Raw genomic sequence first — 25,777 nt, 5'->3', positions numbered from 1 at the left:
AATTTGACGGAAAATCATGACACATGACACCGAGTGCCGGGTTGAAGGCATGTTGAATCTGCCGCGGAGCCAGGCGTTTTCACTGTTTGTCGACCGGCTTGATCTGTGGTGGACATCGCCTTTCAAGGATGCGGGCGAGGGCAAGGTTCAGGCGGGTATCGATCCCTATGCGGGCGGTAGCTGTTATGAGATCGACAGTGAAGGCCAGCACAGGGTCTGGGGAACCGTCCTCTCACTGGAACCGCCGCTTTACATTCGTCTGGCCTGGCAGGTCAGCCGGGATGGCGAGGAAGTTGCGGATCCTGCGACGGCAAGCCGTGTCATGGTGAACTTCCGCGAGGCCGGGGACAGCACGCGCCTTGAAATCGTTCACAGTGAGTTTCTGAGACATGGCGAAGCGGGAGCGGAATATCTGGAACGCATGCGCCAGCCTGATGGCTGGCCGCGTATTCTGGACAACCTGAAATCCGCCGCCAGACATCCCTTGCCTCAAAATCGGTGATTGGTGCGGGTATTTGGCGCCGGTTCGGAAGTTTCGGTTCACCTGACGCGAACAGCGTTGGTGGGTCGGAACCCATTTTCAGGGGTGTATTTGATTGTCGCTTGGCTGACATGCTTTCCGTGTTAGGGGAGTGGTCCGATGCTGCCCCGATCTCCCTATTCCGGCCTTGCACATTTACTGAGACGTCGAAATAGTGTCTGCACTCGGGACACCTAACCGCTGAAACGAATTCGCTCGACCGTCCATGACCCAACCGCCTTCGCCAATCGAAGAACCTGCTGAAGACCGGCAGGCCGCATCGCCGCTGACCCGACTTGGCGAGGCCCGCTGGATTCTGCTGTTCGCGTTTGCTGCTGCCGCAGGCGCGGTCATCGTCCATGAAGTGCCGTTGACGACGGCGCTGCTCGCCATGGCGGCAATTGTTGTCGTGGCCTGTTTCGTGCCGCGCAAGTCTTCGAGCCGCAGGGTCAAGCTGAATGCCCAGCGGGAAATCCGCAGGATGTGGCCGGGTACGGGCATGAAGGTCACTGTTGATGCGTTGCCGACACCCTGCTTCGTTGCCGACGGGCGGGGCATCACCCGCTATGTCAACAAGCAGGCGCTGTCGATTTATGAAGGCGTGAAACCGGGGGATCCTCTGTCCTTCTCGCTCCGGGCTCCTTCGCTGCTGGAAGCGTTCGACCGTGTCTGCACAACGGGTGAAGCCGAGAAGATCAGCTGGATCGAGAAGGTGCCGACCGAAACCTGGTACGAGGCTCATATCTCGCCGATCTACATGCCCGGAAGCGCAGGCCTGGAAAAGATGCCGAGCTTGCCGGACTTCATTCTGGTGGTCATTCAGGACCTGACAGAAAATCGCCGGCTTGAACGCATGCGCACGGACTTCGTCGCCAATGCCAGCCATGAACTGCGCACGCCTCTGGCCTCGCTCACCGGATTTATCGAGACCTTGCAAGGACCTGCGCGCAACGATCCGGAGGCGCGAGACAGGTTTTTGTCGATCATGCTGGATCAGGCTGGGCGCATGCGCCGGTTGATCGATGATATCCTGTCACTGTCGCGGATCGAGCTGAAGGCGCACGTCCGGCCCGCAAATGCTGTCGATCTGTCAGAAATCGTCCGACATACGACCGATGCGCTGTCTCCGCTGGCCACCGACATGGGCGTCGAGATCCGGCTTCAGCTCCCGGACACCCCCGTGCGGATCAGGGGCGACAGGGACGAGCTCATCCAGGTGACGGAAAACCTGATCGAGAACGCGCTGAAATACGGCCATGACGGCAAGTTCGTCGACGTCGGTCTTGAAAGACCGCAGGCGCCGCAGGATGCACTGACCTGGCAACTTTCGGTACGCGACTACGGCGAGGGCATCCCGCGTGAGCATCTGCCGCGCCTGACGGAGAGGTTCTACCGGGTCGATGTCGAATCGAGCCGGGCGATGAAGGGGACGGGCCTCGGACTTGCCATCGTGAAGCACATCCTGACACGCCACAGGGGCCGGCTGGAGGTGGAGAGCGAGCCGGGGCAGGGGGCGACGTTCAAGGTCAGTTTGCCTGCCATGGAGAACGTTGAAGGTCTGCCCGAGAAGATCTCCGCCTGATGCCGGATTGGCGACTGTCGTATTCCTGAGACGCGAGACTGCTAGAGACTTGCCACTGCAAGATCGGAAAAGTCTTTTGTGACCGGTCAGGCGATCCGCCTAAAGGAAGGCCTGTCTAGCCGGATCGCGCCAGCATTTTGTCCAGGAGTTTTAACGTGCCGATGTATTTTTCAGCCCGCGCTGTGTTGTGTGGCGTTTTTTGTTTGGCATCCCTGACCGCCGAAGCCCGTGACCGGTTGCTTATCGTCGGCTCGTCCACGGTATTTCCGTTTGCGACCGCGGTCGCAGAAGCAGTCGGCAGCAACGGCGTAAAGTTCCCGATTGTCGAATCCACGGGCTCAGGTACCGGTTTCAACCTGTTCTGCAAGGGCGTTGGTGAACACACGCCGGACATCACCAATGCATCCAGGCGCATGAAGCCTTCGGAACTGGACACCTGTCTCGCAAACGGTGTCACGCCGGTCGAAGTGGAAATCGGTTATGATGGCATCGTGCTGGCCAATTCGCGCAATGGCCCGAAATTCACCCTGACCGTGGAGCAGATTTTCGAGGCGCTGGCCGAGAAACTTCCGAAGGACGGACAGCTTGTCGACAACGGCAACCTCGCCTGGTCTGACATTGATGCGGACTTGCCGAATGAGGAAATCGAGGTGCTTGGACCGCCTCCGACCTCCGGCACCCGTGACGCGTTCGAGGAACTTGTCATGGAAGAAGGCTGCAAGACGGTCAAGGATCTGGAAAAGGACGGTTGCACGCGCATTCGCCGGGACGGCAGCTTTGTCGAAGCGGGCGAGAACGACGACCTGATCGTCGGTGCTCTGGAGGCCAATCCCGTGACGGTCGGCATCTTCGGCTATTCCTTCCTGATGCAGAACCGGGACAAGATCCAGAGCGTCGGCGTCAACGGGGTCGAGCCGACGTTCGAAAAGATTGCCTCAGGGGAATACCCGGTGTCCCGCCCGCTGTTTTTCTACATCAAGAAGGAACACGTCGGCCTTATTCCTGGCATGGAGGAGTATGTGGCTGCCTTCACCAGCGAAGAGGCCTGGGGCGACGATGGGTATCTGGCGAGCAAGGGACTGATTCCCCTGTCTGCCGAAAAACGCAGGCAAGAGGCGACCGACGCAATGGCGTTGCCGGCCTTGCAACTCTGATCGAGCCGAACCGGGCAATGCAAAACCCCGTTCGGCCGCTGCGGCAGGTGCCTGAAAACCTCCCTGATCAGGCATAACGCTCGCCAGATGGATAAAAGAGATGCCTGTCAGCTTTGCCGAGGCAAGTGAGAGCTGCTCCATGTGCACCTCGAGACGGGTTTTTGTGACCCTTTGCGACATAAAACCGTCAAGGAACAGGTTTTCTTGAGTAATTTCAGCATCTTAAATTGTCACAAAACTGAAAAGGAACTGTCATAGAACTCTCATCCGTGGAGCCTAGGTTCCCCGCATCGCTCGTGCACATCCAAGCGCGGTGATCATCTAGAAACCTTGACATTCAAAGGGAGTGGTCAAGTGAAATTTACGACCCTCGTTAGCGCAACTGCTCTTGCCGTTGCTTCCACTGCATTCGTTGGTTCGGCTCAGGCTCGCGACCAGGTGCAGATTGCTGGTTCCTCCACGGTTCTTCCTTATGCTTCCATCGTTGCTGAAGCATTCGGCGAAAACACCGATTTCCCGACACCGGTCGTTGAATCCGGTGGCTCCTCTGCTGGTCTGAAGAAGTTCTGCACCGGCGTTGGCGAAAACACCATCGACATCGCAAACGCTTCCCGCGCTATCCGCGAGAAGGAAATCAAGGCTTGTGCCGAAGCTGGCGTGAAAGACATCATCGAAGTCCGCATCGGCTACGATGGCATCGTCTTCGCTTCCCAGAAAGACGGCCCGGCTTTCAACGAATTCACCCAGGTTCAGTGGTTCAACGCTCTGTCCCCGAAAGTCCTGAAGGACGGTCAGATCGTCGACAACCCGTACACCAAGTGGTCCGAAGTTGACGCTTCCCTGCCGGACGCGGAAATCGCTGCTTTCATCCCGGGCACCAAGCACGGCACCCGTGAAGTGTTCGAAGAAAAAGTTCTGGCTGTTGGCTGTGAAGAATCCGGCGCTCTGAAAGCCATGATCGACGGCGGCATGTCCGAAGACGACGCTGAAGACGCCTGCATCGCAGTTCGCACGGACGGCAAGTCGGTCGACATCGACGGCGACTACACCGAGACCCTGGCTCGCATCGACTCCAACCCGAACGGCGTTGGCGTTTTCGGCCTGGCGTTCTACGAGAACAACACCGACAAACTCAAAGTGGCAACGATGGCCGGTATCGCTCCGTCCACCGAAACCATCGCCAAGGGTGAGTACCCGGTTTCCCGTCCGCTGTTCTTCTACATCAAGAAGGCACACATCGGCGTTATCCCGGGCCTGAAAGAATACGCTCAGTTCTTCGTTTCTGACGAAATCGCTGGCCCGGACGGCCCGCTGGCCCAGTATGGCCTGGTTTCCGATCCGGAGCTTGCAGCTACGCAGGCTTCCATCGAAGCCGAAGAAACGATGGGCAACTAAGCACATCTTTCCGGAAGGGCGGCTTCGGCCGCCCTTTCTTTCTTCTTTGCCGGTTGGGTCGCCCTATGTCACTTCCATATATTCTTATTGCGCTGCTGGTTCTGGCTGTCGCCGGATACATAGTCGGCCGCGGAAAAGCCTTAAGTTCTGCCGGAGGGGATGTGCGTGAGCTCCATTCCCTGCCTGGTTATTACGGCTGGAACGTCGTTGTTTCGATATTGGTTCCTGCCCTCCTGCTGCTCATTGCGTGGCTGATCTTCCAGCCCATCATTCTTGACAGTCAGGTTTCCTCCAAGATTTCCGAAGAGACCATTGCCGCAAGTTCGCTCGACCTCGTCATGAGCGACGTCGTACGTGTTGCCGAGGGGCTCGACCTTGCCGTTTCCCAGGGCGCCATGTCGGCCGACATGGCGTCTTCCATCCGCACCGATCTGACCGACGTGCGCAGCCGTCTCGGCGAGATAGGTGTCGCGCTCGGTTCCGAAGTGACCGCCGAAACGTTGCGGGCCGCGCAGACATACCGCAGCATCTCGGGTACAGGCCTGTTGTTGCGGACAATCGGCGTTCTGGCGGTCGGCCTGATCGGTTTCGCTGTCGGTGTTCTGCGCACCAACAAGGATTTCCGTGCCCGCAACGTCGTGGAAACGGTCGTCCGCTATATCCTGATTGCAGCAGCCTCGATCGCCATCCTGACGACTGTCGGCATCGTGCTGTCGCTGATCTTCAACACGGTCGAGTTCTTCCGGCTCTATCCGGCTGCTGATTTCTTCTTCGGCCTGACCTGGGCGCCGAGCTTCGGCGGTGGATCGGAGCTGGGGATCGTGCCGCTGATCTGGGCGACCATGTATATCTCCCTGATTGCACTTGCCGTTGCCGTACCGATCGGTCTGTTCGCTGCCATCTACCTGTCTGAGTATGCAACGCCGCACGTACGCGCCGTCGCCAAGCCGCTGCTCGAGATCCTGGCCGGTATTCCAACCATCGTTTACGGTCTCTTCGCGCTGCTGACAGTCGGGCCGCTTCTGATGAACGTCTTCGGCTCCGGCGGTGCGCTTGGCGTAAGCTGGATGTCCGGTGCTTCCTCGGTGTTCACCGCGGGCGCTGTCATGGGCATCATGCTGATCCCTTTCGTCAGCTCGCTCTCCGACGACATCATCAACGCTGTGCCGCAGGCCATGCGTGACGGTTCGCTCGGACTTGGTGCCACCCATTCGGAAACCGTGAAGCAGGTCATTCTGCCGGCGGCCCTGCCGGGGATCGTCGGGGCCATCCTGCTGGCGGCCTCTCGCGCCATCGGTGAAACCATGATCGTTGTTCTGGGGGCCGGCGCAGCTGCCCGTCTCAGCATGAACCCGCTTGAAGCGATGACCACCGTGACCGCGAAGATCGTCAGCCAGCTCACCGGCGACGCCGACTTTGCCTCCCCGGAAGCCCTTGTCGCCTTCGCGCTCGGCATGACCCTGTTCGTCGTGACCCTGGGGCTCAACATCGTCGCGCTCTACATCGTGCGCAAATATCGGGAGCAGTACGACTAATGACCGACACGACCCTTACGCCACCGTCGGGCAAGACCAGTGCTCCGACCCCGCACAAGACCACGTCGATCCTCGAACTCGATCCGCTGACCAGAAAGCGCAACGCCGCTGAAGCGCGCTTCAAGCTCTACGGCATCATTGCCATCGGCATCGGCCTGTTCTTCCTCGTTGCGCTGTTGTGGGCAATCCTGTCCAACGGCCTTGGCGCCTTCAGCCAGACCTTCCTGAAGGTGGATGTCCCGCTCAATCAGGAGCAGATTGCCGAAGCGGAAAAGTCGGTGGTCAAGACCTCCAAGTACCGGGCCATTATCGACGACGCCTTTGCCAAGGAACTTGCCGGCCTCAATATCACCACCGACATGTCGGCAAAGGACCTGCAGAAGCTGTTCTCCTCAGGGGCTGCCGCAACGGTTCGTGACTATGCACTTGCCAACCCGGACAAGATCGGCACGACGGTAACCTTCGAGCTGATCGCCTCATCCCGTGTCGACGGCTACCTGAAGGGCCGCGTCAAGCGCGAGGATCTTGCCGAAGACAAGAACCTGGATGCCGCACACCTGGATCTGGCGGACCAGATGCAGTCCGCCGGCATTCTGGAGAAGCGCTTCAACTGGGCCTTCATCACCGGGACCGATGCTTCCGACAGCCGTCCGGAGCAGGCCGGCATCGGGGCGTCCATGATCGGGTCGCTGTTCATGATGCTGGTGGTGCTGTTCCTGTCGCTGCCGATCGGCGTGGCCGCTTCCATCTACCTGGAAGAGTTCGCTCCGCAGAACAAGTTCACCGATCTGATCGAGGTGAATATCTCCAACCTGGCCGCCGTTCCGTCCATCGTGTTCGGTATTCTCGGTCTGGCGGTGTTCATCCAGTTCATGCATCTGCCGCAATCCGCACCACTGGTGGGTGGTCTGGTACTGACGTTGATGACACTGCCCACGATCATCATATCCACCCGCGCCTCCTTGAAGGCCGTTCCGCCGAGCATCCGCGATGCGGCCCTTGGCATTGGCGCCTCCAAGATGCAGTCGATCTTCCACCATGTCCTGCCGCTGGCAATGCCTGGCATTCTAACCGGCACGATCATCGGTCTGGCACAGGCGCTTGGGGAAACCGCTCCGCTGCTGCTGATCGGGATGGTCGGTTTCATCGCCTCCAATTTCCCGGACGGTGTGGCTGCCGGTTTCTTCTCTCCGAACTCGGCCATGCCGGCCCAGATCTACGAGTGGGCGAAACGCGCCGACCCGGCTTTCTATGAACGCGCTTGGGGCGGGATCATCGTGCTGCTGGTCTTCCTCATGACCATGAACATTATCGCTATCATCCTGCGCCGCAGGTTTGAACGCCGCTGGTAAGGATTGCTCCGATGAACGAGATGCCGAATTTTGAACAGGCGAAAACCATGACCGACAGCAAAATTTCCGCGAACAAGGTGCAGGTCTATTATGGCGATACCCACGCCATCAAGGACGTGGACATCGAGATTCAGCCGCGGTCCGTGACTGCCTTCATCGGTCCGTCCGGGTGTGGCAAGTCGACGTTCCTGCGGACGATCAACCGCATGAACGACACCATCGACATCTGCCGTGTGGAAGGGTCGATCAAGATCGACGGTGAGGACATCTACGATCCCAAGGTCGATCCCGTACAGCTGCGCGCCAAGGTCGGCATGGTTTTCCAGAAGCCGAACCCGTTTCCCAAATCGATCTACGACAACATTGCGTACGGTCCGCGGATCCATGGTCTGGCCCGCAACAAGTCCGAGCTTGATGAAATCGTTGCCTCCAGCCTGCAGAAGGCCGGGCTTTGGGAAGAAGTCAAGAACCGTCTGGACGAGCCGGGCACCGGCATGTCGGGCGGTCAGCAACAGCGTCTGTGCATTGCCCGTGCGATTGCCGTCAGCCCGGAAGTGATCCTGATGGACGAACCGTGCTCGGCGCTTGACCCCATCGCGACCGCGAAGGTGGAAGAGCTGATCGACGAACTGCGGGAAAACTTCACCATCGTGATCGTGACCCACTCGATGCAGCAGGCTGCCCGTGTGTCTCAGCGTACCGCGTTCTTCCATCTGGGTGTTCTGGTGGAGGAAGGTCTGACGGAGGACATCTTTACCAATCCGAAGGACAAGCGTACGCAGGACTATATTACGGGCCGCTTCGGCTAAGCATTTTTTAGGTTTCTGAAGGGGACACAGGATGTCTGAACATACAGTCTCGGCTTACGATGACGAACTGACGGCCATGGCCGGCAAGGTTGCCGAAATGGGTGGTATTGCCGAAAAGGCTTTCGCCGATGCGGTGTCCGCGCTGGTGTCGCAGGATCTGGAGCTTGCCAAGGCGACGATCAAGGGCGATGTCCGTCTGGACAGCCTTTACAACGAACTTGAAGTGAAGCTGATCGAGCTGATCGTCCGTCGTCAGCCGATGGGGCAGGACCTGCGTGAAATCACCGCCGCAACGCGCATTGCCAATGACCTGGAGCGTGTTGGCGATCTTGCCAAGAACGTTGCCAAGCGCGTCATCGCCATCGACAGCGACTTGCAGTCCAAGAAGCTCGCGATCGGTGTGGAGCACATGACGGAACTCGCTCTTTCGCAGCTCAAGCAGGTGCTGGATGCCTACGCCCGCAAGGATGCGGAAGCCGCCCGCCGGGTTCAGGAAGCCGACGCCGAAGTCGACGCGATCTACACGTCGATCTTTCGCGAACTCTTGACCTACATGATGGAAGACCCGCGGGTCATTACCCAGTGCGTCCATCTCTTGTTCTGCGCAAAGAACATCGAGCGCATCGGCGATCACGCGACGAATATCGCCGAGAACGTCTACTACATGGTCACTGGCGAGCGTTTGCCGGAAGACCGGGCAAAGGTCGACGAAACAGGCGCGGTCTGACCCGCCGGTAATCGTCGGATTTGCAGAAGATCTTAACGGCCGGCGCTTCGGCGCCGGTTGCGGTAATTGGAGCGAGATGTATGCCGAAGGTGCTCATCGTTGAAGACGAAGAACCGCTCAGCCTTCTATTGAGATACAATTTGGAAGCGGAAGGGTACTCGGTCGAGTCCTGTGTCCGGGGTGACGAGGCGGAAATCCGCCTGCGGGAAAGCCTGCCGGATCTGTTGCTGCTCGACTGGATGCTGCCGGGCCTGTCCGGAATTGAACTGTGCCGCCGCCTGCGGGCGCGCGAGGACACCGAGCGCCTGCCGGTCATCATGCTGACGGCACGCGGTGAGGAAGCAGAGCGCATCCGCGGCCTGTCGACCGGTGCCGACGACTACGTGGTCAAGCCCTTCTCGGTACCGGAATTGATGGCCCGCGTGCGCGCCATCCTGCGCCGGGCAAGCCCGGAAGTGGTGTCCAGCATGTTGCGGTCCGGCGATATCGAACTGGATCGTGAAACGCACCGCGTTCGCCGCAACACCAAGGAAATACACCTGGGGCCGACGGAATTCCGCCTGCTGGAATTCCTGATGACATCGCCTGGCCGTGTCTTCTCCCGCGAACAACTGCTGGATGGGGTCTGGGGTCACGATGTCTACGTGGACGAACGCACTGTCGATGTTCACGTCGGTCGCTTGCGCAAGGCTCTGAACAAGGGCAAGGCAAAGGATCCTATCCGTACCGTCCGTGGTGCCGGATACGCCTTCAATGACCAGTTCACCTCTGCCACTGCCTGAGGGCAACTTGCAGAATGGAATTAAGGAGCCCGCTTTCTAGCGGGCTTTTTGTTTCTCAGCGGTTATGTGCCTTTCGCGGAGCAAGGTTCTCTTCTGCGACAACCCCATCAGTTGTGTCGGTGTCGGGGCTGATCCTGCGGTCCCTGTCGTGGCGGAGTGGTCAAACAAGGTTTGTTTTGATGGAACGGAAACGGCATGGAGCGGTGCCAAGAACAAGCCGTGGGAGGTCACTGGTCGGGGTCGGGCATCTGGTCAATGGAAGGCCCAAACAAAAAAAAGCCCGCCAGATGGCGGGCTTTCTCATGAATTGGTTAGGTGCGAGGCTATCAGCCTGCCTGAGCCATCGTCTTGCGATCGCGGCGGCGGTCGGCGACCGGCTGATACGCGATCTTGCAGTGATGAGCGCAGTAGGGGACGCCGGCATCGGACTGGCGGCCGCAGAAGTAGAAGTCGTCGGTCGCCGGGTCGCCAATCGGCCATTTGCAGGTCCGCTCGGTCAGCGTCAGGATGGTAGCCCGCTGCGAGATCGGAACGAGCTCTGCAATCGGCTCTACGCGCGGCTTGGCAGCCACCACTGGTGCAGGCGAGATGTCTGCTTTCAGGGCCGTTGCGCCGATCGACTGCGGATGTGACGTCGTCGGTTTCTTCGGCGCTGCACCCGTTGCAGGAGCTGCGGTGCGCGGCCGGCGCGGCTTGGCGCTTGAAGAGGTGGACTTGGCGCGGCCGGACAGGCCAAGGCGGTGCACCTTGCCGATCACGGCGTTACGGGTAACACCACCCAGTTCGCCTGCGATCTGGCTTGCGCTCAAGCCGTCGCCCCAAAGCTTTTTGAGAAGCTCAACTCGTTCGTTTGTCCAACTCATTGCCGCACCCTTTAGTTTGACCGTCCTGCGGCCATTAACCCCGTGTTAAGCATGCGCAAGCACGCTTAATGCTGGCAGATCTAGTGCCTCTTGGTGATTTGCCTCACGAGATCTCGTGTCTGATTGCTGAGAGGTTACAATAACGTTAATTTGTCAGGCAACCACTCGACCCAAACCAGTTGGGGATGAAACGACTTTTCCCCAATTATGGCGAGGTCATTGAGAATTTTATGAAATCCGCCCTCCGCGGCACATGAAATGTCTTGTGCGCCATTTCCATTGACAGTGCATGGTACCGGCAGTGTATAAGAAAGCCGCTGCGTGCCGCCTCATCGGGGCGGCACGTTGCGTTTTGGCCCTTCGGCATCTTTTCAAGGTGACGGCCCGGCGTCGGGGCGACGCAGGGGACAGCAGGGGCGTTTAAAGGAGACAAACGAGGTTATGTCCGCGACTGCACTATTCGGAAATTACGCAAGATCGAACCTGTCTTTCGATCATGGGGAAGGCGTCTGGCTGGTTACCACCGATGGCCGACGATTCCTCGATTGCGGTTCCGGCATCGCGGTCAACGCACTCGGTCATGCCCATCCGCATCTGGTCAAGGCATTGCAGGATCAGGCAGCCAAGCTGTGGCATACCTCCAACCTGCACCAGATCCCGGATGGCGAACGGCTGGCGCAGCGCCTGTGCGCGGAAACCTTTGCCGACAAGGTGCTGTTCGTGAATTCCGGTGCGGAAGCGATGGAAGCTGCCATCAAATGCGCGCGCCGTTATCATTATGACAACGGCAACCCCGAGCGGTTCCACATCGTGACCTTCGAAGGCGCTTTCCATGGCCGGACCATCGCGACCATCGCGGCTGGCGGCCAGGCGAAATATCTTGAAGGCTTTGGCCCGAAGGCTCCCGGTTTCGACCAGGTGCCGGCAGGAGATCTTGATGCGCTGAAAGATGCCATCGGTCCGCAAACGGCCGCGATCGCGATCGAGCCCGTGCAGGGCGAGGGCGGTATCCGCGAAATTCCGGCCGATTTCCTGCGTGCGCTGCGCAAGATCTGTGATGACAACGGCATTCTGCTGATCTTCGACGAGATCCAGACCGGTGTCGGACGGACCGGCAAGCTGTTCGCTCACCAGTGGACGGGCGTGGAACCGGACCTGATGGCAATCGCCAAGGGTATCGGTGGCGGGTTCCCGATGGGCGCATGTCTTGCAACGGCAGAAACCGCTGCGGCGCTGTCCCCCGGGACACACGGCACCACCTTTGGCGGCAATCCGCTGGCCATGGCAGTCGGCAATGCCGTTCTGGACGTCGTTCTGGAAGACGGGTTCCTGGAAGGTGTCCGTCAGAAGGGGCTCAGCTTCAAGCAGAAGCTGGCCGGACTGGTGGACGGCCATCCGGACGTTCTGGCCGAAGTGCGCGGCAACGGCCTGATGCTCGGTCTGAAATGCGTGGTGCCGGTAGCAGATTATGTGCTTGCAGCCCGTGAAGCCGGTCTGCTGGCAGTTCCTGCCGGCGATAACGTGGTGCGCATCATGCCGCCGCTGACCATGAGCGAAGAGGAAATTTCCATTGCTGTCGAGCGCCTGGAACAGGCTGCTGTCGCCATGGAAGCGAAATTGGCGGAAGGAGCGGCCTGATGACCGCAAACGGAACCTACCGGAACTTTCTGGATCTGACGGACTTCGAAGGCGACGAACTGCGCGCCATCCTGGACACCAGCCGGAAGATCAAGTCGAGCCGTAACGGCGTGCATCGCGGCCAGGGCCCTCTGGCCGGCAAGGTGCTGGCCATGATCTTCGAGCAACCGTCGACCCGTACGCGCATTTCCTTCGATGTCGGCATGCGCGAGCTTGGCGGCGAGACCTTGATGCTGACCGGTGCGGAAATGCAGCTCGGCCGCGGAGAGACAATAGCCGATACGGCGCAGGTTCTGTCGCGCTTCGTCGACGCGATCATGATCCGCATCCTCGATCACAACGACCTGCGTGAACTTGCCGAAAATGCGACAGTGCCGGTGATCAACGGCCTGACCAAGCTCTCGCATCCCTGTCAGATCATGGCGGATCTGTTGACCTTTGAAGAGCATCGCGGTTCGATCAAGGGCAAGAGCGTTGCCTGGACCGGTGACAGCAACAACGTGCTGGCCTCCTGGATTCATGCCGCGCCGCGCTTCGATTTCGAATTGCGCATCGCGACGCCGGGTGAACTGGCGCCGCCGATGGACCTGATTGAAACTGCTCGTGCCAAGGGTGGTTCCATTCAGGTCACGACGGACCCATATGAGGCAGTCAAGGGGACCGACTGTGTCGTGACCGACTGCTGGGTGTCCATGGGGGATGACGATGCGGAATCGCGTCACAACCTCCTCAGCGCCTATCAGGTCAACAAACGCCTGATGGCTGAGGCAAACCAGGACGCCCTGTTCATGCATTGCCTGCCGGCCCACCGGGGTGAGGAAGTCACCTCGGACGTCATGGACGGTCCCAACTCCGTTGTGTTTGACGAAGCCGAAAACCGGCTCCATGCCCAAAAGGGCATTCTGGCCTGGTGCTTCGGCGCAGCATAAGGCAAGCCAAGTGGCACTTAATCTTGATGAACTGGGCATTACGCCTGCAGGGCTGGACGCTGTCCGGCCCTTTGCCGTGGAAGGGCTCGATGTGCGCGGCCGTGCGGTCGCGCTTGGTCCTGTCCTGGAAAAAATTCTGGACCGGCATGCCTATCCGGAACCGGTTTCGCGCCTGCTGGCGGAAGCGATCGTCCTGACGAGCCTCTTGGGCACGTCGCTGAAATTCGACGGTCGCTTCACGCTGCAGACGCAGACGAAGGGGCCGGTGTCCATGCTGGTCGTTGACTTCAAGTCACCCGACGCAATCCGCGCCTGCGCAACCTTCGATGCTGCTGAAGTCGCAGCGCTGATGGCTGACGGCAAGGCGACGCAGGAGGCCCTTCTCGGGCACGGACATCTGGCGATGACCATCGACCAGGGAATGCACATGCAGCGCTACCAGGGACTGGTGGAGCTGGATGGTGTGTCGCTGGAAGAAGTCGCACGCCGGTACTTCGAGCGATCCGAGCAGATCCCGACAGAAGTTCGTCTTGGTGTTGGTGAACTGTTCACCCGCCAGGAAGGCGAGGGTCACGTGAAAACCTGGACAGCCGGCGGGATCCTGATCCAGTTCCTGCCCGAAGCGCCGGAACGCATGCGCCAGGCTGACATCGATCCGGGCAATGCCCCGGAAGGCACGAGCCCGCACGAGATTGACGAGGACGATGCCTGGGTGGAAGCCAAGGTACTGGTCGAAACGGTCAAGGATGTCGAATTGACTGATCCTGAAGTCAGCGTGGAAATGCTGCTCTTCCGGCTGTTTCACGAACGCGGCGTCCGCCTTTTCGAGCCGCAGCCGCTGGTCGACAAGTGCAGCTGCTCTCGCGAGAAGATCGAGAATGTTCTCGCCGGGTTCAGCGACGACGACGTCGACCACATGACTGTCGACGGCAAGATCATCGTCACCTGCGAGTTCTGCAGCACCAGCTACGAATTCGACGGCAAGCCCGGCCAGTAAGCCGGACTGTCGTGAAATTCAAAAAGCCCGGATCGGAAACGGTCCGGGCTTTTTCCTTGCTGCCTTCCGCGTAAGCCCTGGACTTGCGCTGCGCTTGTCCGGGCACGTAGTGAGCCCTAACTCGTGAGCCGATCCACGAATGCCCTGACTGCTTCGGCTGCCAGCTTGATGTTGCCGTCGAGTGTCGCCGGCGACTTGCCGCGCGGTCCGAAGTCGTGGTTGCCGTCTTCCAGATAAGTCAGGCTGACATGAGCTGGCAAGGTGACTTCATCGAGTTCCGCCTTCGAGCCGAACGGATCCCGGTCGCCCTGGAGAACCAGAACCGGTCGTTTGGCGTCCTGCAGCGGCTGGAGCCGCCACTCGGCATCGGCCTTGCCGGTCGGGTGGAAAGGGTAGCCGAAACAGGCAACGCCCTTGGCGCGGCCAGGCAGCGAGCCGCCGCCTGCCAGCATCGCGGCGACCCTACCACCCATCGATTTGCCGCCGATCAGCAGAGGGCCGTCGCTCTGGCTGAGGACAGATTGCAGGGCGGTCTGGAACTCGGCAATCAGCTTGTCGGCCCGGGGCGGCGGCTTTTTCGGGCCTCCCGTCCGGCGGCCGGCCATATAGGCAAATTCAAAACGTGCGGCCGCAATGCCTTGGCTCGCGAGGGCTGCCGCGAGCTTGTTCATGAAGGTTGAGTCCATGGCTGCGCCAGCGCCATGGGCCAGCAGCAGTGTTGCCACAGGTGGCGTTTCGGGGCGGTTCCAGAGAAAGTCGGTCATGATGATGTGATCTGTCGCAGCGGCAAGGAATGATATCAGGAGTATTGTCGTATCGCCCTATCGTGCCATCGGGACCGTGGCAAGCAGCATTAGTCAGGACGTTTCAAAAGACCCCATGTTTGACCAGATCGACATCAACCAGGTTCGCATGGCCTGTTTCGGCGGCATCTTTCTGATAATGGCGCTGTTGGAGGCTGGCTTGCCACGGCGGCGCCTGAAGAGCAGCCGTTTGAAGCGCTGGCCGACCAACTGGGGCATTGTTCTGCTTGATGCCCTTCTGGTGCGGCTGATCTTCCCCATCGGCGGCGTCGGCCTTGCAATGCTGGCGCAGGAAAAGGGTTGGGGCCTCTTTGCATTGCTCGGCTGGTCGGGTGTTGTGGCCGGTCTGATCACCTTCGTCGTGCTCGATCTTGCGGTGTGGTTCCAGCACCTGGTCTCACACAAGGTTCCTCTGTTCTGGCGCATTCACCGCATGCACCACGCAGATAGTGAGGTGGACGCAACAACCGCGCTCAGGTTCCACCCGATCGAAATTCTGCTGTCCTTCCTCTGGAAGGGGTTGGTCATCATCGCCCTCGGCGGTCCTGTTGAAGCCGTGCTGATCTTCGAGATCGTTCTCAACGGCTCTGCGGTTTTCAGCCACGCCAATGTCCGCTTGCCGCTTTGGCTGGACCGCCCCTTGCGGTTTCTGATCGTCACTCCGGACATGCACCGCATTCATCACTCGGTGCTACCGCACGAGACGGATTCCAACTACGGGTTCTATCTTTCGGTCTGGGACCGCCTGTTCGGAACCTACGTGGAAGATCCCGAGCAAGGACAGGAGACGATGGAAATCGGGCTCGGTGCCGCGCTCACGCCGCGTGCGCATTCGTTTCCCTTCAGCCTGGCGATCCCGTTCCTGAAAAATCCGGACCGCCGGAAGGCGGCGCGTGTCGAGGACGCGAAAGGCAAAAGCTGACCTGATTCTATGTCGGGAATGGCCGGAAAGGTCAGAAGAAGCTCATTGGAAAATAGCGCAGGTAAAGCTCGCGGTAGATGCCCTTCTGGTGAAGCTGGCGCAAGGCATAGGTGAGGGCCGCAGCCCGTTCCGGATCGTCCTGGCGGGTCGCAATGGCCATGCCTTCATCAAAATAGCCCGGCTCCAGCCACGGGCCACCGGCAAAGGCACAGCAGCCATCTGCAGCTTCGCTCGGCAGCCAGAAGGACAGGTTCAGGCCGTCGCCGAACAGAGCATCGGCCGAACCGCCCTTGACCGCCTCACGTGTCGCCTCTGCGGTTTCCAGACTGATGATCTCGGCATCAGGAAAGAAGCGCTTGGCAAACGCCTCGTAGCGGGACCCGGCTTCAACGGCTATCCGCTTGCCGGTGAGCGCCTGCTCGTTGAAATCGGACGCGTTGTACGCCCGAACCACAAACCGCGCCGGCAGCTTCAGATAGTCCTCGGTGAAGTTGAGGCGGCGCGTGGAGGGGAGGCTGCGCGACAGGCCGGAGATAATCGCGTCACCTTCTTCTTCGTCCAGTGCAGGCAGAAGAACCTCGAAGTCCTTGATGCGCAGGGCGCAGGAACTGCCCAGTTCCTGGCACAGTGCCCGGGCGAGATCGACGTTAAAGCCGGTGAGCCGGCCATGCTGGTCGCGAAAGACGAACGGCGGATATCCGTCGGTTGCCAGAAACTGGATCTTGTCCGGAATGGCATTTGGCCGGTCGTGGACGGCTTTCGGATCCCAGAAATTGGGAACGCGGACCGAAGCCTCCTGGGCTGAAACCGACAGGATGCCGAGCGCCAAAGTACCAAGCGCCAAAGTGCCAAGCGTCAGCAGCCCGGCTGCAACGCGGCAGATAGTCTTGAGAAGTGGCAGTGAAGCTGGCACGCGGACGTCTCGTTCCGTATCAAGTCATGGTCGGCAATACGCGCCGGGAATCGCGCAGACAGAATATCGCGAACCGGCAGCGCTTGTCAGCCCGCTCCGTCGAAGATGGCACGAGGCATTCCTGAAAACAAACGCGTGACCTCTGACATTCACAGCGTCGACTGAATTCCGCGGAATGCGGTCAGGTCTCCGGTTCCGGATCATAGGAGCGCAGGACGACGATCGTATCGAAGCCCTTGATGTCGTCTTCATAGAAATGCGCTTCGGTGAAAGTTGCATAGGCTTCCATGGAAGAACACTGCACGGTGAGTACCAGATCGGCCGGGCCCGTGACGTGGTAGATCTTTTTCACTTCCCGAAGCTTCAGCAACTTCTGCCGCAACTTCGCCATGCGTTCCGGCTGTCCACGCGACAGCATCAGCATCACGAGCAAGGTAACGGAGGCGCCCGTTGCCTCCGGTGACACGATGGCCACTTCCCGCTCGATCGCCCCGACTTCTCTCAGGCGTTGCACCCTGCGCAGGCAGGCGGCAGAAGACAGGCCAACTTTCTCGGAAAGCTCCTTGCCGGTCTGGCGGGCATCGAGACTGAGGAGATGCAGCAGCTGATGATCGAAATCGTCCAGATCCATGTTGAAAAGTCCTGTTCGGCGTAATTGTGCGGTAGTTTATCTCAAAATCGGAATTTTTGCGAATTTATCGCTCAATTTTGAGAATTTTGCGCACTGTCCGTAGAGGCTTTTTCTAAACTTACTCCTGTCCGTTGGAAAGGAGCAAAACAGATGACCGATCACCTTGTACCTCTGCACCTGGCGCGCGTCCGTAGAGCCGGTCTCGGTGCTGCCGTCTTGCATTTTGCGCTGAAGTGCCTGCGCCGTCGGCGCGACATGGCCCACCTAGCGGATCTGCCCGACTATCTCTTGAAGGATGTTGGCCTCAGCCGCGCTGATGTCCGGAAAACCCCACAGGTCGGCGAAACGCTGCGCTGAAGAAAAGTCACTGGGAAAATCAGGAATTGGATTGGTTGTTTGGAGCGGGTGAGGGGAATCGAACCCCCGTCTTAAGCTTGGGAAGCTTCTGCTCTACCATTGAGCTACACCCGCCGAACCTGATGAGCTTTCTGCGCCGACTTGCCCGACCTGTCAAGCACGCTTGTCTGATGGGTAGATGCTTTTCCAAAGCGCTGCGATCTTGCGCTGCGACGCTGAAATCGCCATGTTCCGGCCCGGGCAGTGCGGTACGCACGAAAAGACATCAAACCGGGTCATATATATGCGAAATCAGGTCAGGGCGCTGGTCACCTCACGCAACTGGGAAGTCTGCATCATCGGCGTTATCGTTTTGAATGCGGTGACGCTCGGTCTGGAGACCAGTCCTGCTGTCATGGCAGAGGTAGGCAGTTTCCTCAGGCTGGTCGATCAGGTGATCCTGGGCATATTCGTCGTTGAACTGGCTCTGCGGCTCTATGCTCATGGCCTGAAGTTCTTCAAGGACCCCTGGAGCCTCTTCGACTTCAGCATTGTTGCAATCTCGCTGATGCCGGCAACAGGCAACCTGTCCGTTCTGCGGTCGCTTCGAATTTTGAGGGCTCTGCGCCTCATTTCCGTCGTACCGTCCCTGCGCCGTGTTATCGGCGGGCTGGTGGCCGCCCTGCCGGGCATGGGCTCCATCGTCGTGTTGATGGCGCTGGTCTTTTACGTCTTCGCCGTCATGGCGACCAAGCTCTATGGAGAAGCCTTTCCGGAATGGTTCGGTAATCTCGGCGCATCGCTCTACACGCTGTTCCAGGTCATGACCCTGGAAAGCTGGTCCATGGGCATCGTGCGTCCGGTCATGGATGTCTATCCCTATTCCTGGCTGTTCTTTGTCCCCTTCATCCTGTGCACGGCCTTCACGGTGCTGAACCTCTTCATCGGTATCATCGTCTCCGCCATGCAGGAGGAACACGAGGCTGAAGCCGACGCCAACCGCCAGGCCATCCATGACGACACAGGGCTGATCCTGGAAGAGGTCAGGGCGCTTCGAGCAGAACTGAAGGAGCTGAAGGCGGAAGCCGGCAAGACGCGGACGTAAGGCGGCGTGGTGGACTGAAACAGTGGCGTCAGCGGATAAACCAAGAGCTATCCACGATCTGATGCGTCGTCCCATTGCTGAACCGTGGGAACCAGGACGCTCCGTTTCCTGAGCCAATTGCCTCTTTGTCACCAAGATTCCGGTATGGATTGCCGGATCAAGCCCGGCAATAACGACCGGGGGAGGGGCTGGCCCTAGTGAATTGGAAGGAGTGACGGGACGTCGACGCTCTCTAAAGTTCAGCCAGAACCTCTTCCGGCCCTTCGACGGTCAGCGTCACTCCGTCTTCGGTGTAGTCGCGCGCCATGACGGTGAGGCCGAGGGTCTCGATCCGCCGTTCCAGTTCCGATCCGGACGCAAAATCTGCGCGAACTGTTTTCGACAGTATCTTTTGAAACAGTATCAGGTCGGCGTTGTTGATCGCATCCTGCGCTGCGCCTGAATAGGCCCGGGCCAGGCCCCCACCGCCGAGTTTCGTACCGCCGAAATAACGCACGATCAGAACAGCGCAGTTGATCAGTTCGGCGCCTTGCAGCACGCGCAATGTCGGCATGCCGGAGGTGCCAGCCGGTTCACCGTCGTCCTTGCCGCTCTCCTCAATCCGGTCGTCTTCCAGAAGTCTCCGGTGCGCCGTGACGATGTGATTGGCCTTTTTGTGCTCCTTGCGCAGCTCTTCCATCCGCTGGTCGAACATGTCCACCGGCACCAGATGCGCCAGAAAGCGGGACTTCCGGTCTTCCAGAAATCCTTCAAACTCACGGGTGACGGTTTTCAGGGCCATCGGCGGTCAGGCGGGTGCCTTGAAGTGCTTGGACAGCTTGAGTGCCTGGCCCTGATAGTTGGAGCCGATGCCTTCACCGTAGAGTGTCGCCGGGCGCTCCGCCATGTGTTCATAGACCAGACGCCCGATGGTCTGGCCGTGTTCCACGATGAACGGGACATCATGTGAGCGGACTTCAAGAACCGCGCGCGAGCCGACACCACCGGCACTGGCGTGACCAAAACCGGGATCGAAGAAGCCTGCATAATGGACGCGGAATTCGCCGACGAGCGGATCGAACGGCACCATTTCGGCCGCATAGTCCGGCGGCACATGCACAGCTTCCTGGCTGACCAGAATATAGAATGCATCCGGATCGAGGATAAGTTCCGCCCGTTGGCGGCGATAGATAGGTTCCCAGAAATCCAGGACGTCCTGCGCGCCGACGACATCGACATCGATCAGTCCGGAGTGTTGCTTGGCGCGATATCCGATCAGGCTGTTGGGTCCGGTCCCTTCCAGATCGATGGAGAGCTGCACACCGTTGCCGATGCGCTCGTTGCCGCCGCTCATCAATGTGTGGGCCTTGTGCACCTCTTCCAGCTCCGCATCGGGAATGAGCGATTGACCGCGCCGGAAGCGGATCTGGCTGAGGCGGGACCCGGACCGCACGAGGATCGGAAAGGTCAGCGGCGAGATTTCGGCATAAAGCGGACCGGTGTAGCCGGCCGGAATGGTGTCGAAGGCAAGGCCGTTGTCTGTGATGACGCGGGTGAAGACGTCCAGGCGGCCGGTCGAGCTTTTCGGGTTGGCAGTTGCCGAAATATCGGGAGCCAGGGCGAGGCTTTCCTGCAGCGGCACGATATAGACGCAGCCTGTTTCAAGGACGGCACCTTCGCTCAGGTCGACCGTGTGCAGTTTCATCTGCTCAAGCCGAGCTGCTACCTGGATGTCGGGGCCCGGCAGGAAGCTGGCACGCACCCGGTAGGCTTCCTTGCCCAGACGCAGGTCGAGGCTGGCAGGCTGTATCTGACCGGTGACAGGCGGCGCGTCCGCTGAAATCTCTCCGGCGGCGAACATGGCCTGGATTACCCGTTCCGGCAAAATGCCGTTTGCTGTGAGAAGTGCGCTTCCGTTCAAGACCTGACCCGCTGTGACGTTCATGAAGATGTTCCGCATTATGCTGGTCTATGGTCATTAAAGGATCGGGCCGCCCGCGCCAACAGGCATTCTGGCAGAACGGGGCTTTTGAAGGGATCGTGCGCAAGACAATTGACCTGTGCCTGCTTTTCCCGTAGGACAGGCTCACTTCGTGGTGATTTGGGCCGGCCGGCTTGCAGCCACGTTAAACAAGTTGCTAAAAAGGCCGGAGGTGAGAACCCCGGTCTTGAGGCTGGGGTTTTTTGCGTTTGGAGCGAATGAAAGACATGACTGAGACCACCAAGACCGGAAACAAGAACTGGCGCCCTGCAACCACTCTGGTTCATGGCGGCACCATGCGGTCACCGTTTGGTGAGACCTCGGAGACCATCTACCTGACCCAGGGCTTCACCTACAGCGGTGCCGAAGCTGCCGAGGCCAGGTTCAATGGCGAGGACCCGGGTTATGTCTATTCGCGCTATGCCAACCCGACCGTCACCATGTTCGAGGACCGGATCAAGGCACTTGAAGGGGCTGAGGCCGCGCGGGCAACCGCCAGCGGCATGGCGGCCGTCAATCTGGCGCTGATGGCAGCGGTAAGGGCAGGCGATCACGTGATTGCCGCCAAGGCCCTGTTCGGCTCCTGCCGCTATATTTGCGAAACACTGCTGCCGCGCTTCGGCGTTGAAAGCACGCTGGTAGACGGAACGGACATCGAGCAGTGGAAGGCGGCTGTCCGGCCGAACACCAAGGCCCTGTTTCTGGAAAGCCCGACCAACCCGACGCTGGAAGTCATCGACATCGAGGCCGTGGCACAGATCGCCAAGGAAGCCGGTGCCCGTCTGATCGTCGACAACGTGTTTGCGACCCCGCTGTATCAGTCGCCGTTTCAACTCGGTGCCGATGTGGTCGTCTATTCGGCCACCAAGCACATCGATGGCCAGGGCCGGTGCCTCGGCGGTGTGATCCTGTCGGACGAGGAATGGATCAACGACGAGGTCATGCCCTTCATCAAGCATACCGGTCCGCACATGAGCCCGTTCAGTGCCTGGGTCCTGTTGAAGGGCCTGGAAACGCTGCCGCTGCGCGTTGCGCGCCAGACGGAAACGGCGGGCAGGATTGCCGACTATCTGGCAAGCCAGTCCAAGGTCGCGCGGCTGATCTATCCGGGCCGGGACGACCACCCGCAGGCCGATGTTGCCAAACGCCAGATGAGCGGCGGATCCACCATGCTGGCGATGGAAATCGAGGGCGGCAAGGAAGCCGCGTTCCGTTTCACAAACGCGCTGGAAATCGTCAAGATCTCCAACAACCTGGGCGACGCCAAGAGCCTGATCACCCATCCGGCGACGACAACGCACCAGTCGATTGGCGAGGAAGCGCGCGCGGAACTCGGTATCACCGATGGTATCCTGCGGCTTTCAATCGGTCTGGAGGATCCGCAGGATCTGCTGGAAGATATCGAGAAGGCGCTCCAGGCGATCTAACGGCCTGTCTGCCGCAGCGCCTTCACGCCAATGAGCACCCGGGCGCCGGCGGACACGACGCATATCGCGGCAAAACCATAGGCAAGCGCAGGAAACCAGGCGGGGACCAGGGCCATCAGCAGGAATAGCGCGATGGTCTCGGTACCTTCGGCCAGCCCGCCTATGTAATAGAGCGATTTGGAGCCCTGAGCGTCGGTGGTCAGTTTGTTCTTCTCCGCCATGATGGCAAAGGCCAGAAAGGCCGAGCCGTTCGCGTAGAAGCTGGCAAGAAGTGCCACCGCCGGCAAAGCGTTGCTGGCCGGGTCCTGTATGGCAAAGGCCAGAGGGATTGCGCTGTAGAAGAAGAAATCCAGTGTGATGTCGAGGTAGCCGCCAAGATCCGTCTTGGCCGTTGCCCGGGCCAATGCGCCATCGAGACCGTCTGCAAATCGGTTGACCGCGATCAGGAACAAGCCGATCAGGGTATGACCCGTTGCGATAGCGATGGCTGCCCCCATACCGGCAGCAAAGCCCGCCAGCGTCACGCTGTTGGCAGTAAGCCCCGTGCCGGCAAGGATCAGGCCCAGCCGGTTCAACGGCGGATCGATCAGCGGGCGCAGGTGGGCATCGAACATGAAGAGATCACTGTTTTGGGTCTGACAGATGGTGTTCTTGCAAAATCCGGCCTCAAATCTCAAGCAATTCCGGCCTCATATGTCACAACCCTCTTTCACGCTTGCGTCATTCGCCCTATAAGCCCCTCCTGAACGAGCGGGCACCACCCGTGGAAGTCGCTTCGGACCGGTCTATTTCAAGGTTCGCAGTTCTGAAATTAAGGAAAAGCCGTGTCTGGCAGTTACACCGCCATCACCCAAGGGATCGAAGTCTCCGTCGAGCCGTTTTATCTGGACGATGAATCGCGTCCGGAAGAGAGCGAGTATATCTGGGCGTATATGGTCGAGATCCACAACGGTGGCAGCGAACCGGTGCAGCTGAAGACGCGTTACTGGCAGATAACCGATGCCAGAGGGCGCCAGGAAGAAGTCAGCGGCGAGGGCGTGGTCGGCGAACAGCCGGTGATAGAGCCCGGCGAGACCTATGAGTATTCGTCGCACTGCCCGCTTTCGACCGACAGCGGCATCATGGCCGGGTCCTACTCGATGGAACGTCCGGACGGCTCCATGTTCGACGTCGTCATTCCGGCGTTTTCACTCGATCTGCCGGATGCGATCCACAGCCTGAATTGAGGCTATCAGCCGATCAGATACTCAGCAGTCCGCCGACAAAGCCGATCAGCAGCCACAAGATCCACTTGCGGCGGTTGAAGGCCGTCAGCAACGTGACCGCTAGTATTCCGAAGATCAGATAGAGGATATGGCCGGCAAAGCCGGTGCCGAGCACCCATGCGAAAAGATCCGGATCCCGGTTCTTTGCCAGATGGAAATGGTCTTCGGCAAACATCACCAGCGCGTCGGCTGCAAGTCCGCAGACGAAGCCTGCAAAGGCAATCATCATTCGCGTGCCCCAGTTCGCCTGCTTTGGAGCGGTGCGAACCTGCACGTACCGGACAGCATAAGGCATGGGGCGCTGTACGCGCAGCCTCTGGCGGCGTCGCCTCAGTGGATAGCGCACACTTGTCCGCTCTCCGATTGCCTGATTGCTCATGTCCCTGTCTCCGCACTGAAGGACCTACAGGTCCCGGCAGCCCACAAGCGTGCTGTCCCCGCACCGGTGATAAGGTGCGGCGGATTGAAGGACCGAAAACAAAAAGGGTTCAATTTGATCGATCTGGTGAAGTTGAAAGGCTGTTTGCTGTTGAGGCCTGTTCCTTGATCCAGATTGTTATGGTGTCCAGTGCGCCCGGTGCGTAGGCACGGCGCCCCAGGACCATGAACAAGGCCTTCGACCAGGAAGGCATTTGCCCTTCGAGCTGGTAGTTGAAGGCTTCCGCCCGCAACAGCGCATGGGTTGCTTCCGGGACGATCACGAAGCGGTTGGCGGGATTGTTGTCCGTCAGCATCTTTCGATAGATGCCGGAATTGAAATGAGGATCGACATTGAGGTCCTCTGCTCCGTGCAGTGTCAGAACGGGCGAGGAGATACGGGCAAGGGAGGCGGTGGAGTCGGAGGCCGCATTCCGGCGCGCGAAGGTGAAGCGATCTTCCGGCATCGGAAGCCTGTCCATTCCGCTGTCGAGATAGTCCTGATAGGAAAAATCCCGGTCTAGAAACTTTTGTCCGTCTTTTGCGTCCTGCGCGAGAGCCTTGTCGATCGCCTTGCTGTCTGCACCTGCAAGGTCCAGCCTGCGCCGGGTATAATAACCAGCCTGCCGCAGCCAGTTGACAGCTCCGCCGACAATCACGAAGAAATCGCCCTGCGCTGGCGCTTCCGCCAGAATGGGCAAAACCCACCCCGCCTGCGAAAAGCCGAGAAATCCGGCTGGAGACGTCTTCAATTCGGGCTGTTCTTTGGCGGCCGCAAGGGCCGTTGCCGCGAGGCGGGCTCGCTCATCCATGGAAAAGGACAGCCAGTTGCCCTGGCTTTCGCCGACGCCAGGCTTGTCCCAGGAATAGACGGCAAGACCGCTGTCCAGAAGATGGCTGATGAGAGGCATGTACCCACCGCCGGAATAGCGGTCCGCTGGCCCGTCCCCGTGAACGATCAGGACCAGAGGCGGGTTTGCGTGCCCAGGATCTTGCAGGCGGGGCAGATGCAACGTTCCGGCGACGGAATGTCCGTCGAAGGAAAAGGCAATCGGCCGGCTTTCGTATTCAGACAGATCGAAATCCTGAAGGCCCTGGAGGATCAGGAAAACACCTGCCAGGACGGCTATTGATACCGCCCCGGCCCAGGCGAGGGCCTTCGTTGCTTTCAAATACCTGCTCCGAGAGGATCAGATGGTCCGGTGACGGGCAATCGCACCGCGCTCGATTGCGGCAACGGTGAGTTTGTCGAGTTTGAAGCGGTCACGCAGAAGCTGAAGGATGCGCAATTCTTCCTTCTCGACGTGGAGATCGGCAGCCGCGACTTCAACCCCAAGCGCATATGCGGTGTCGTAAAGCTTTGCCGGCAGGACGTCGCCAACCAGCTCCAGCACCAGCTGCAAGCCGTTGTCTTCCTGCAGGATGTCGCCGCAGCGCTGGGCTGCCGGGATGATCCGGTTGCCGTCATAGCCATTGAAAACGGGCAGCATCTTGATCATGTCGCCGATGGTGGCCAGTTCGTTGTCGGTCATCTGGTTGTCCGACGCCGAGACGATAACCATCACGTAGATAAGGGCTTCCTGTACGCTGATCGGCTCGTTCATAGACACTATTCATTCTCCCGTAGCGCCAAAAGACGGAAAATTTCTTCTTGATCGTGCGCCCGATGTAACGGGTTGGAAGACAAGCTTCAAGTCACCGCTACGAGACAATCG

Annotated in this window: 27 protein-coding genes, 1 tRNA gene and 1 riboswitch; of the genes, 17 read left to right on the top strand and 11 right to left on the bottom strand. The window is 59.5% G+C overall.

Translation table 11 applies throughout. From position 1 onward, the window contains the following. The first annotated feature begins 16 nt into the window (after nt 1–16). From HCG46_RS09975 to phoB, 9 genes are all read left to right on the top strand, one after another. Entirely contained in the window at nt 17–502 is a 486-nt protein-coding gene (locus tag HCG46_RS09975; protein WP_023001821.1) for an SRPBCC family protein, read from the top strand. Between the two features lie 244 nt (nt 503–746). Further along, on the top strand, nt 747–2,102 hold the full coding sequence (locus HCG46_RS09970; RefSeq protein WP_168686030.1) for an ATP-binding protein: 1,356 nt from the start codon (nt 747–749) through the stop codon (nt 2,100–2,102). A 203-nt stretch (nt 2,103–2,305) separates the two neighbouring features. Then, on the top strand, nt 2,306–3,256 hold the full coding sequence (locus tag HCG46_RS09965) for a substrate-binding domain-containing protein (protein WP_286185239.1): 951 nt from the start codon (nt 2,306–2,308) through the stop codon (nt 3,254–3,256). A 354-nt stretch (nt 3,257–3,610) separates the two neighbouring features. Beyond that, the gene (locus HCG46_RS09960; protein ID WP_023001818.1) at nt 3,611–4,651 is read left to right on the top strand and encodes a substrate-binding domain-containing protein; all 1,041 of its coding nucleotides are present in this window, start codon (nt 3,611–3,613) and stop codon (nt 4,649–4,651) included. Nucleotides 4,652–4,716: 65 nt separating this feature from the next. Beyond that, nucleotides 4,717–6,186 carry a phosphate ABC transporter permease subunit PstC gene (gene pstC / locus HCG46_RS09955; RefSeq protein ID WP_023001817.1) on the top strand — a complete coding sequence of 490 codons (1,470 nt, stop codon included), beginning with the start codon at nt 4,717–4,719 and terminating at the stop codon, nt 6,184–6,186. After that, nucleotides 6,186–7,538 carry a phosphate ABC transporter permease PstA gene (gene pstA / locus HCG46_RS09950; protein ID WP_023001816.1) on the top strand — a complete coding sequence of 451 codons (1,353 nt, stop codon included), beginning with the start codon at nt 6,186–6,188 and terminating at the stop codon, nt 7,536–7,538. The genes pstC and pstA overlap by 1 nt, the downstream gene beginning before the upstream one ends. Nucleotides 7,539–7,585: 47 nt before the next feature. Then, the gene (pstB, locus tag HCG46_RS09945) at nt 7,586–8,347 is read left to right on the top strand and encodes a phosphate ABC transporter ATP-binding protein PstB (protein WP_228148061.1); all 762 of its coding nucleotides are present in this window, start codon (nt 7,586–7,588) and stop codon (nt 8,345–8,347) included. A 31-nt stretch (nt 8,348–8,378) separates the two neighbouring features. Next, complete coding sequence (gene phoU, locus HCG46_RS09940; protein WP_023001814.1) at nt 8,379–9,074, top strand: phosphate signaling complex protein PhoU; 696 nt, start codon at nt 8,379–8,381, stop codon at nt 9,072–9,074. Nucleotides 9,075–9,154: 80 nt separating this feature from the next. Next, a complete protein-coding gene (gene phoB / locus HCG46_RS09935; RefSeq protein ID WP_023001813.1) occupies nt 9,155–9,856 on the top strand; it encodes a phosphate regulon transcriptional regulator PhoB in 702 nt (233 codons plus the stop codon). Between the two features lie 326 nt (nt 9,857–10,182). Here phoB and HCG46_RS09930 read toward each other — a convergent pair whose 3' ends face one another. Next, complete coding sequence (locus tag HCG46_RS09930; protein ID WP_023001812.1) at nt 10,183–10,719, bottom strand: GcrA family cell cycle regulator; 537 nt, start codon at nt 10,717–10,719, stop codon at nt 10,183–10,185. 441 nt (nt 10,720–11,160) lie between these two features. Here HCG46_RS09930 and HCG46_RS09925 point away from each other — a divergent pair, with 441 nt between their 5' ends. From HCG46_RS09925 to HCG46_RS09915, 3 genes are read left to right on the top strand one after another with little or no spacing between them, the layout of a single operon-like run. Continuing rightward, on the top strand, nt 11,161–12,357 hold the full coding sequence (locus HCG46_RS09925) for an aspartate aminotransferase family protein (protein WP_075281428.1): 1,197 nt from the start codon (nt 11,161–11,163) through the stop codon (nt 12,355–12,357). Next, complete coding sequence (gene argF, locus HCG46_RS09920) at nt 12,357–13,286, top strand: ornithine carbamoyltransferase (RefSeq protein ID WP_023001810.1); 930 nt, start codon at nt 12,357–12,359, stop codon at nt 13,284–13,286. Before HCG46_RS09925 ends, argF begins: the two co-directional genes overlap by 1 nt. Before the next feature lie 10 nt (nt 13,287–13,296). Beyond that, the gene (locus tag HCG46_RS09915; RefSeq protein ID WP_023001809.1) at nt 13,297–14,283 is read left to right on the top strand and encodes an Hsp33 family molecular chaperone; all 987 of its coding nucleotides are present in this window, start codon (nt 13,297–13,299) and stop codon (nt 14,281–14,283) included. A gap of 116 nt (nt 14,284–14,399) precedes the next feature. Here the strand turns inward: HCG46_RS09915 and HCG46_RS09910 are convergent, their stop codons facing one another. Continuing rightward, the gene (locus HCG46_RS09910) at nt 14,400–15,047 is read right to left on the bottom strand and encodes an alpha/beta family hydrolase (protein WP_023001808.1); all 648 of its coding nucleotides are present in this window, start codon (nt 15,045–15,047) and stop codon (nt 14,400–14,402) included. Nucleotides 15,048–15,162: 115 nt separating this feature from the next. Here HCG46_RS09910 and HCG46_RS09905 point away from each other — a divergent pair, with 115 nt between their 5' ends. Beyond that, complete coding sequence (locus HCG46_RS09905; RefSeq protein ID WP_168686026.1) at nt 15,163–16,008, top strand: sterol desaturase family protein; 846 nt, start codon at nt 15,163–15,165, stop codon at nt 16,006–16,008. A 31-nt stretch (nt 16,009–16,039) separates the two neighbouring features. On the opposite strand, the gene HCG46_RS09900 is transcribed toward HCG46_RS09905, so the two are convergent. Next, complete coding sequence (locus tag HCG46_RS09900) at nt 16,040–16,921, bottom strand: transporter substrate-binding domain-containing protein (protein WP_209009431.1); 882 nt, start codon at nt 16,919–16,921, stop codon at nt 16,040–16,042. A gap of 181 nt (nt 16,922–17,102) precedes the next feature. Then, entirely contained in the window at nt 17,103–17,552 is a 450-nt protein-coding gene (locus HCG46_RS09895) for an Lrp/AsnC family transcriptional regulator (protein WP_031269661.1), read from the bottom strand. Nucleotides 17,553–17,702: 150 nt separating this feature from the next. On the opposite strand from HCG46_RS09895, the gene HCG46_RS09890 reads away from it, so the two are divergent. Then, a complete protein-coding gene (locus tag HCG46_RS09890; protein ID WP_023001804.1) occupies nt 17,703–17,909 on the top strand; it encodes a DUF1127 domain-containing protein in 207 nt (68 codons plus the stop codon). A gap of 40 nt (nt 17,910–17,949) precedes the next feature. Here the strand turns inward: HCG46_RS09890 and HCG46_RS09885 are convergent. Further along, nucleotides 17,950–18,023 (bottom strand) — tRNA-Gly (locus HCG46_RS09885). 169 nt (nt 18,024–18,192) lie between these two features. Between HCG46_RS09885 and HCG46_RS09880 the strand changes: the two genes are divergently transcribed. Further along, complete coding sequence (locus HCG46_RS09880; RefSeq protein WP_031269660.1) at nt 18,193–18,993, top strand: ion transporter; 801 nt, start codon at nt 18,193–18,195, stop codon at nt 18,991–18,993. Nucleotides 18,994–19,225: 232 nt separating this feature from the next. Here HCG46_RS09880 and HCG46_RS09875 read toward each other — a convergent pair whose 3' ends face one another. Beyond that, nucleotides 19,226–19,774, bottom strand: a complete 549-nt coding sequence (locus HCG46_RS09875; RefSeq protein WP_168686024.1) for a YigZ family protein — start codon at nt 19,772–19,774, stop codon at nt 19,226–19,228. A 6-nt stretch (nt 19,775–19,780) separates the two neighbouring features. Next, nucleotides 19,781–20,917, bottom strand: a complete 1,137-nt coding sequence (locus tag HCG46_RS09870; protein WP_051990224.1) for a 2'-deoxycytidine 5'-triphosphate deaminase — start codon at nt 20,915–20,917, stop codon at nt 19,781–19,783. Between the two features lie 138 nt (nt 20,918–21,055). Beyond that, nucleotides 21,056–21,135, top strand: a riboswitch (SAM riboswitch). Between the two features lie 45 nt (nt 21,136–21,180). Here HCG46_RS09870 and HCG46_RS09865 point away from each other — a divergent pair. Further along, nucleotides 21,181–22,380: an O-succinylhomoserine sulfhydrylase gene (locus HCG46_RS09865; protein ID WP_075281460.1), complete on the top strand. Its 1,200-nt coding sequence runs from the start codon at nt 21,181–21,183 to the stop codon at nt 22,378–22,380. On the opposite strand, the gene HCG46_RS09860 is transcribed toward HCG46_RS09865, so the two are convergent. After that, nucleotides 22,377–22,994 (bottom strand): CDP-alcohol phosphatidyltransferase family protein, encoded by a 618-nt coding sequence (locus tag HCG46_RS09860; RefSeq protein ID WP_031269656.1) that lies wholly within the window; start codon nt 22,992–22,994, stop codon nt 22,377–22,379. The genes HCG46_RS09865 and HCG46_RS09860 overlap by 4 nt on opposite strands. 210 nt (nt 22,995–23,204) lie before the next feature. On the opposite strand from HCG46_RS09860, the gene apaG reads away from it, so the two are divergent. Next, nucleotides 23,205–23,606, top strand: coding sequence for a Co2+/Mg2+ efflux protein ApaG (apaG, locus tag HCG46_RS09855; protein ID WP_023001798.1), 402 nt, complete (start codon nt 23,205–23,207; stop codon nt 23,604–23,606). Nucleotides 23,607–23,619: 13 nt separating this feature from the next. Here apaG and HCG46_RS09850 read toward each other — a convergent pair whose 3' ends face one another. The 3 genes from HCG46_RS09850 to HCG46_RS09840 form a co-directional block, all read right to left on the bottom strand. Further along, nucleotides 23,620–24,024, bottom strand: coding sequence for a hypothetical protein (locus HCG46_RS09850; RefSeq protein ID WP_023001797.1), 405 nt, complete (start codon nt 24,022–24,024; stop codon nt 23,620–23,622). Nucleotides 24,025–24,133: 109 nt separating this feature from the next. Beyond that, nucleotides 24,134–25,234, bottom strand: coding sequence for an alpha/beta fold hydrolase (locus tag HCG46_RS09845; RefSeq protein WP_168686022.1), 1,101 nt, complete (start codon nt 25,232–25,234; stop codon nt 24,134–24,136). 18 nt (nt 25,235–25,252) lie between these two features. After that, entirely contained in the window at nt 25,253–25,666 is a 414-nt protein-coding gene (locus tag HCG46_RS09840; protein WP_023001795.1) for a tellurite resistance TerB family protein, read from the bottom strand. Nucleotides 25,667–25,777: the final 111 nt, after the last annotated feature.

The organism is Labrenzia sp. PO1, from assembly GCF_012273635.1.
Classification (GTDB): Bacteria; Pseudomonadota; Alphaproteobacteria; order Rhizobiales; family Stappiaceae; genus Roseibium; species Roseibium algicola.
Note: the sequence above shows the minus strand (reverse complement) of the source record. Positions and strands in the feature narration are given on the sequence as shown.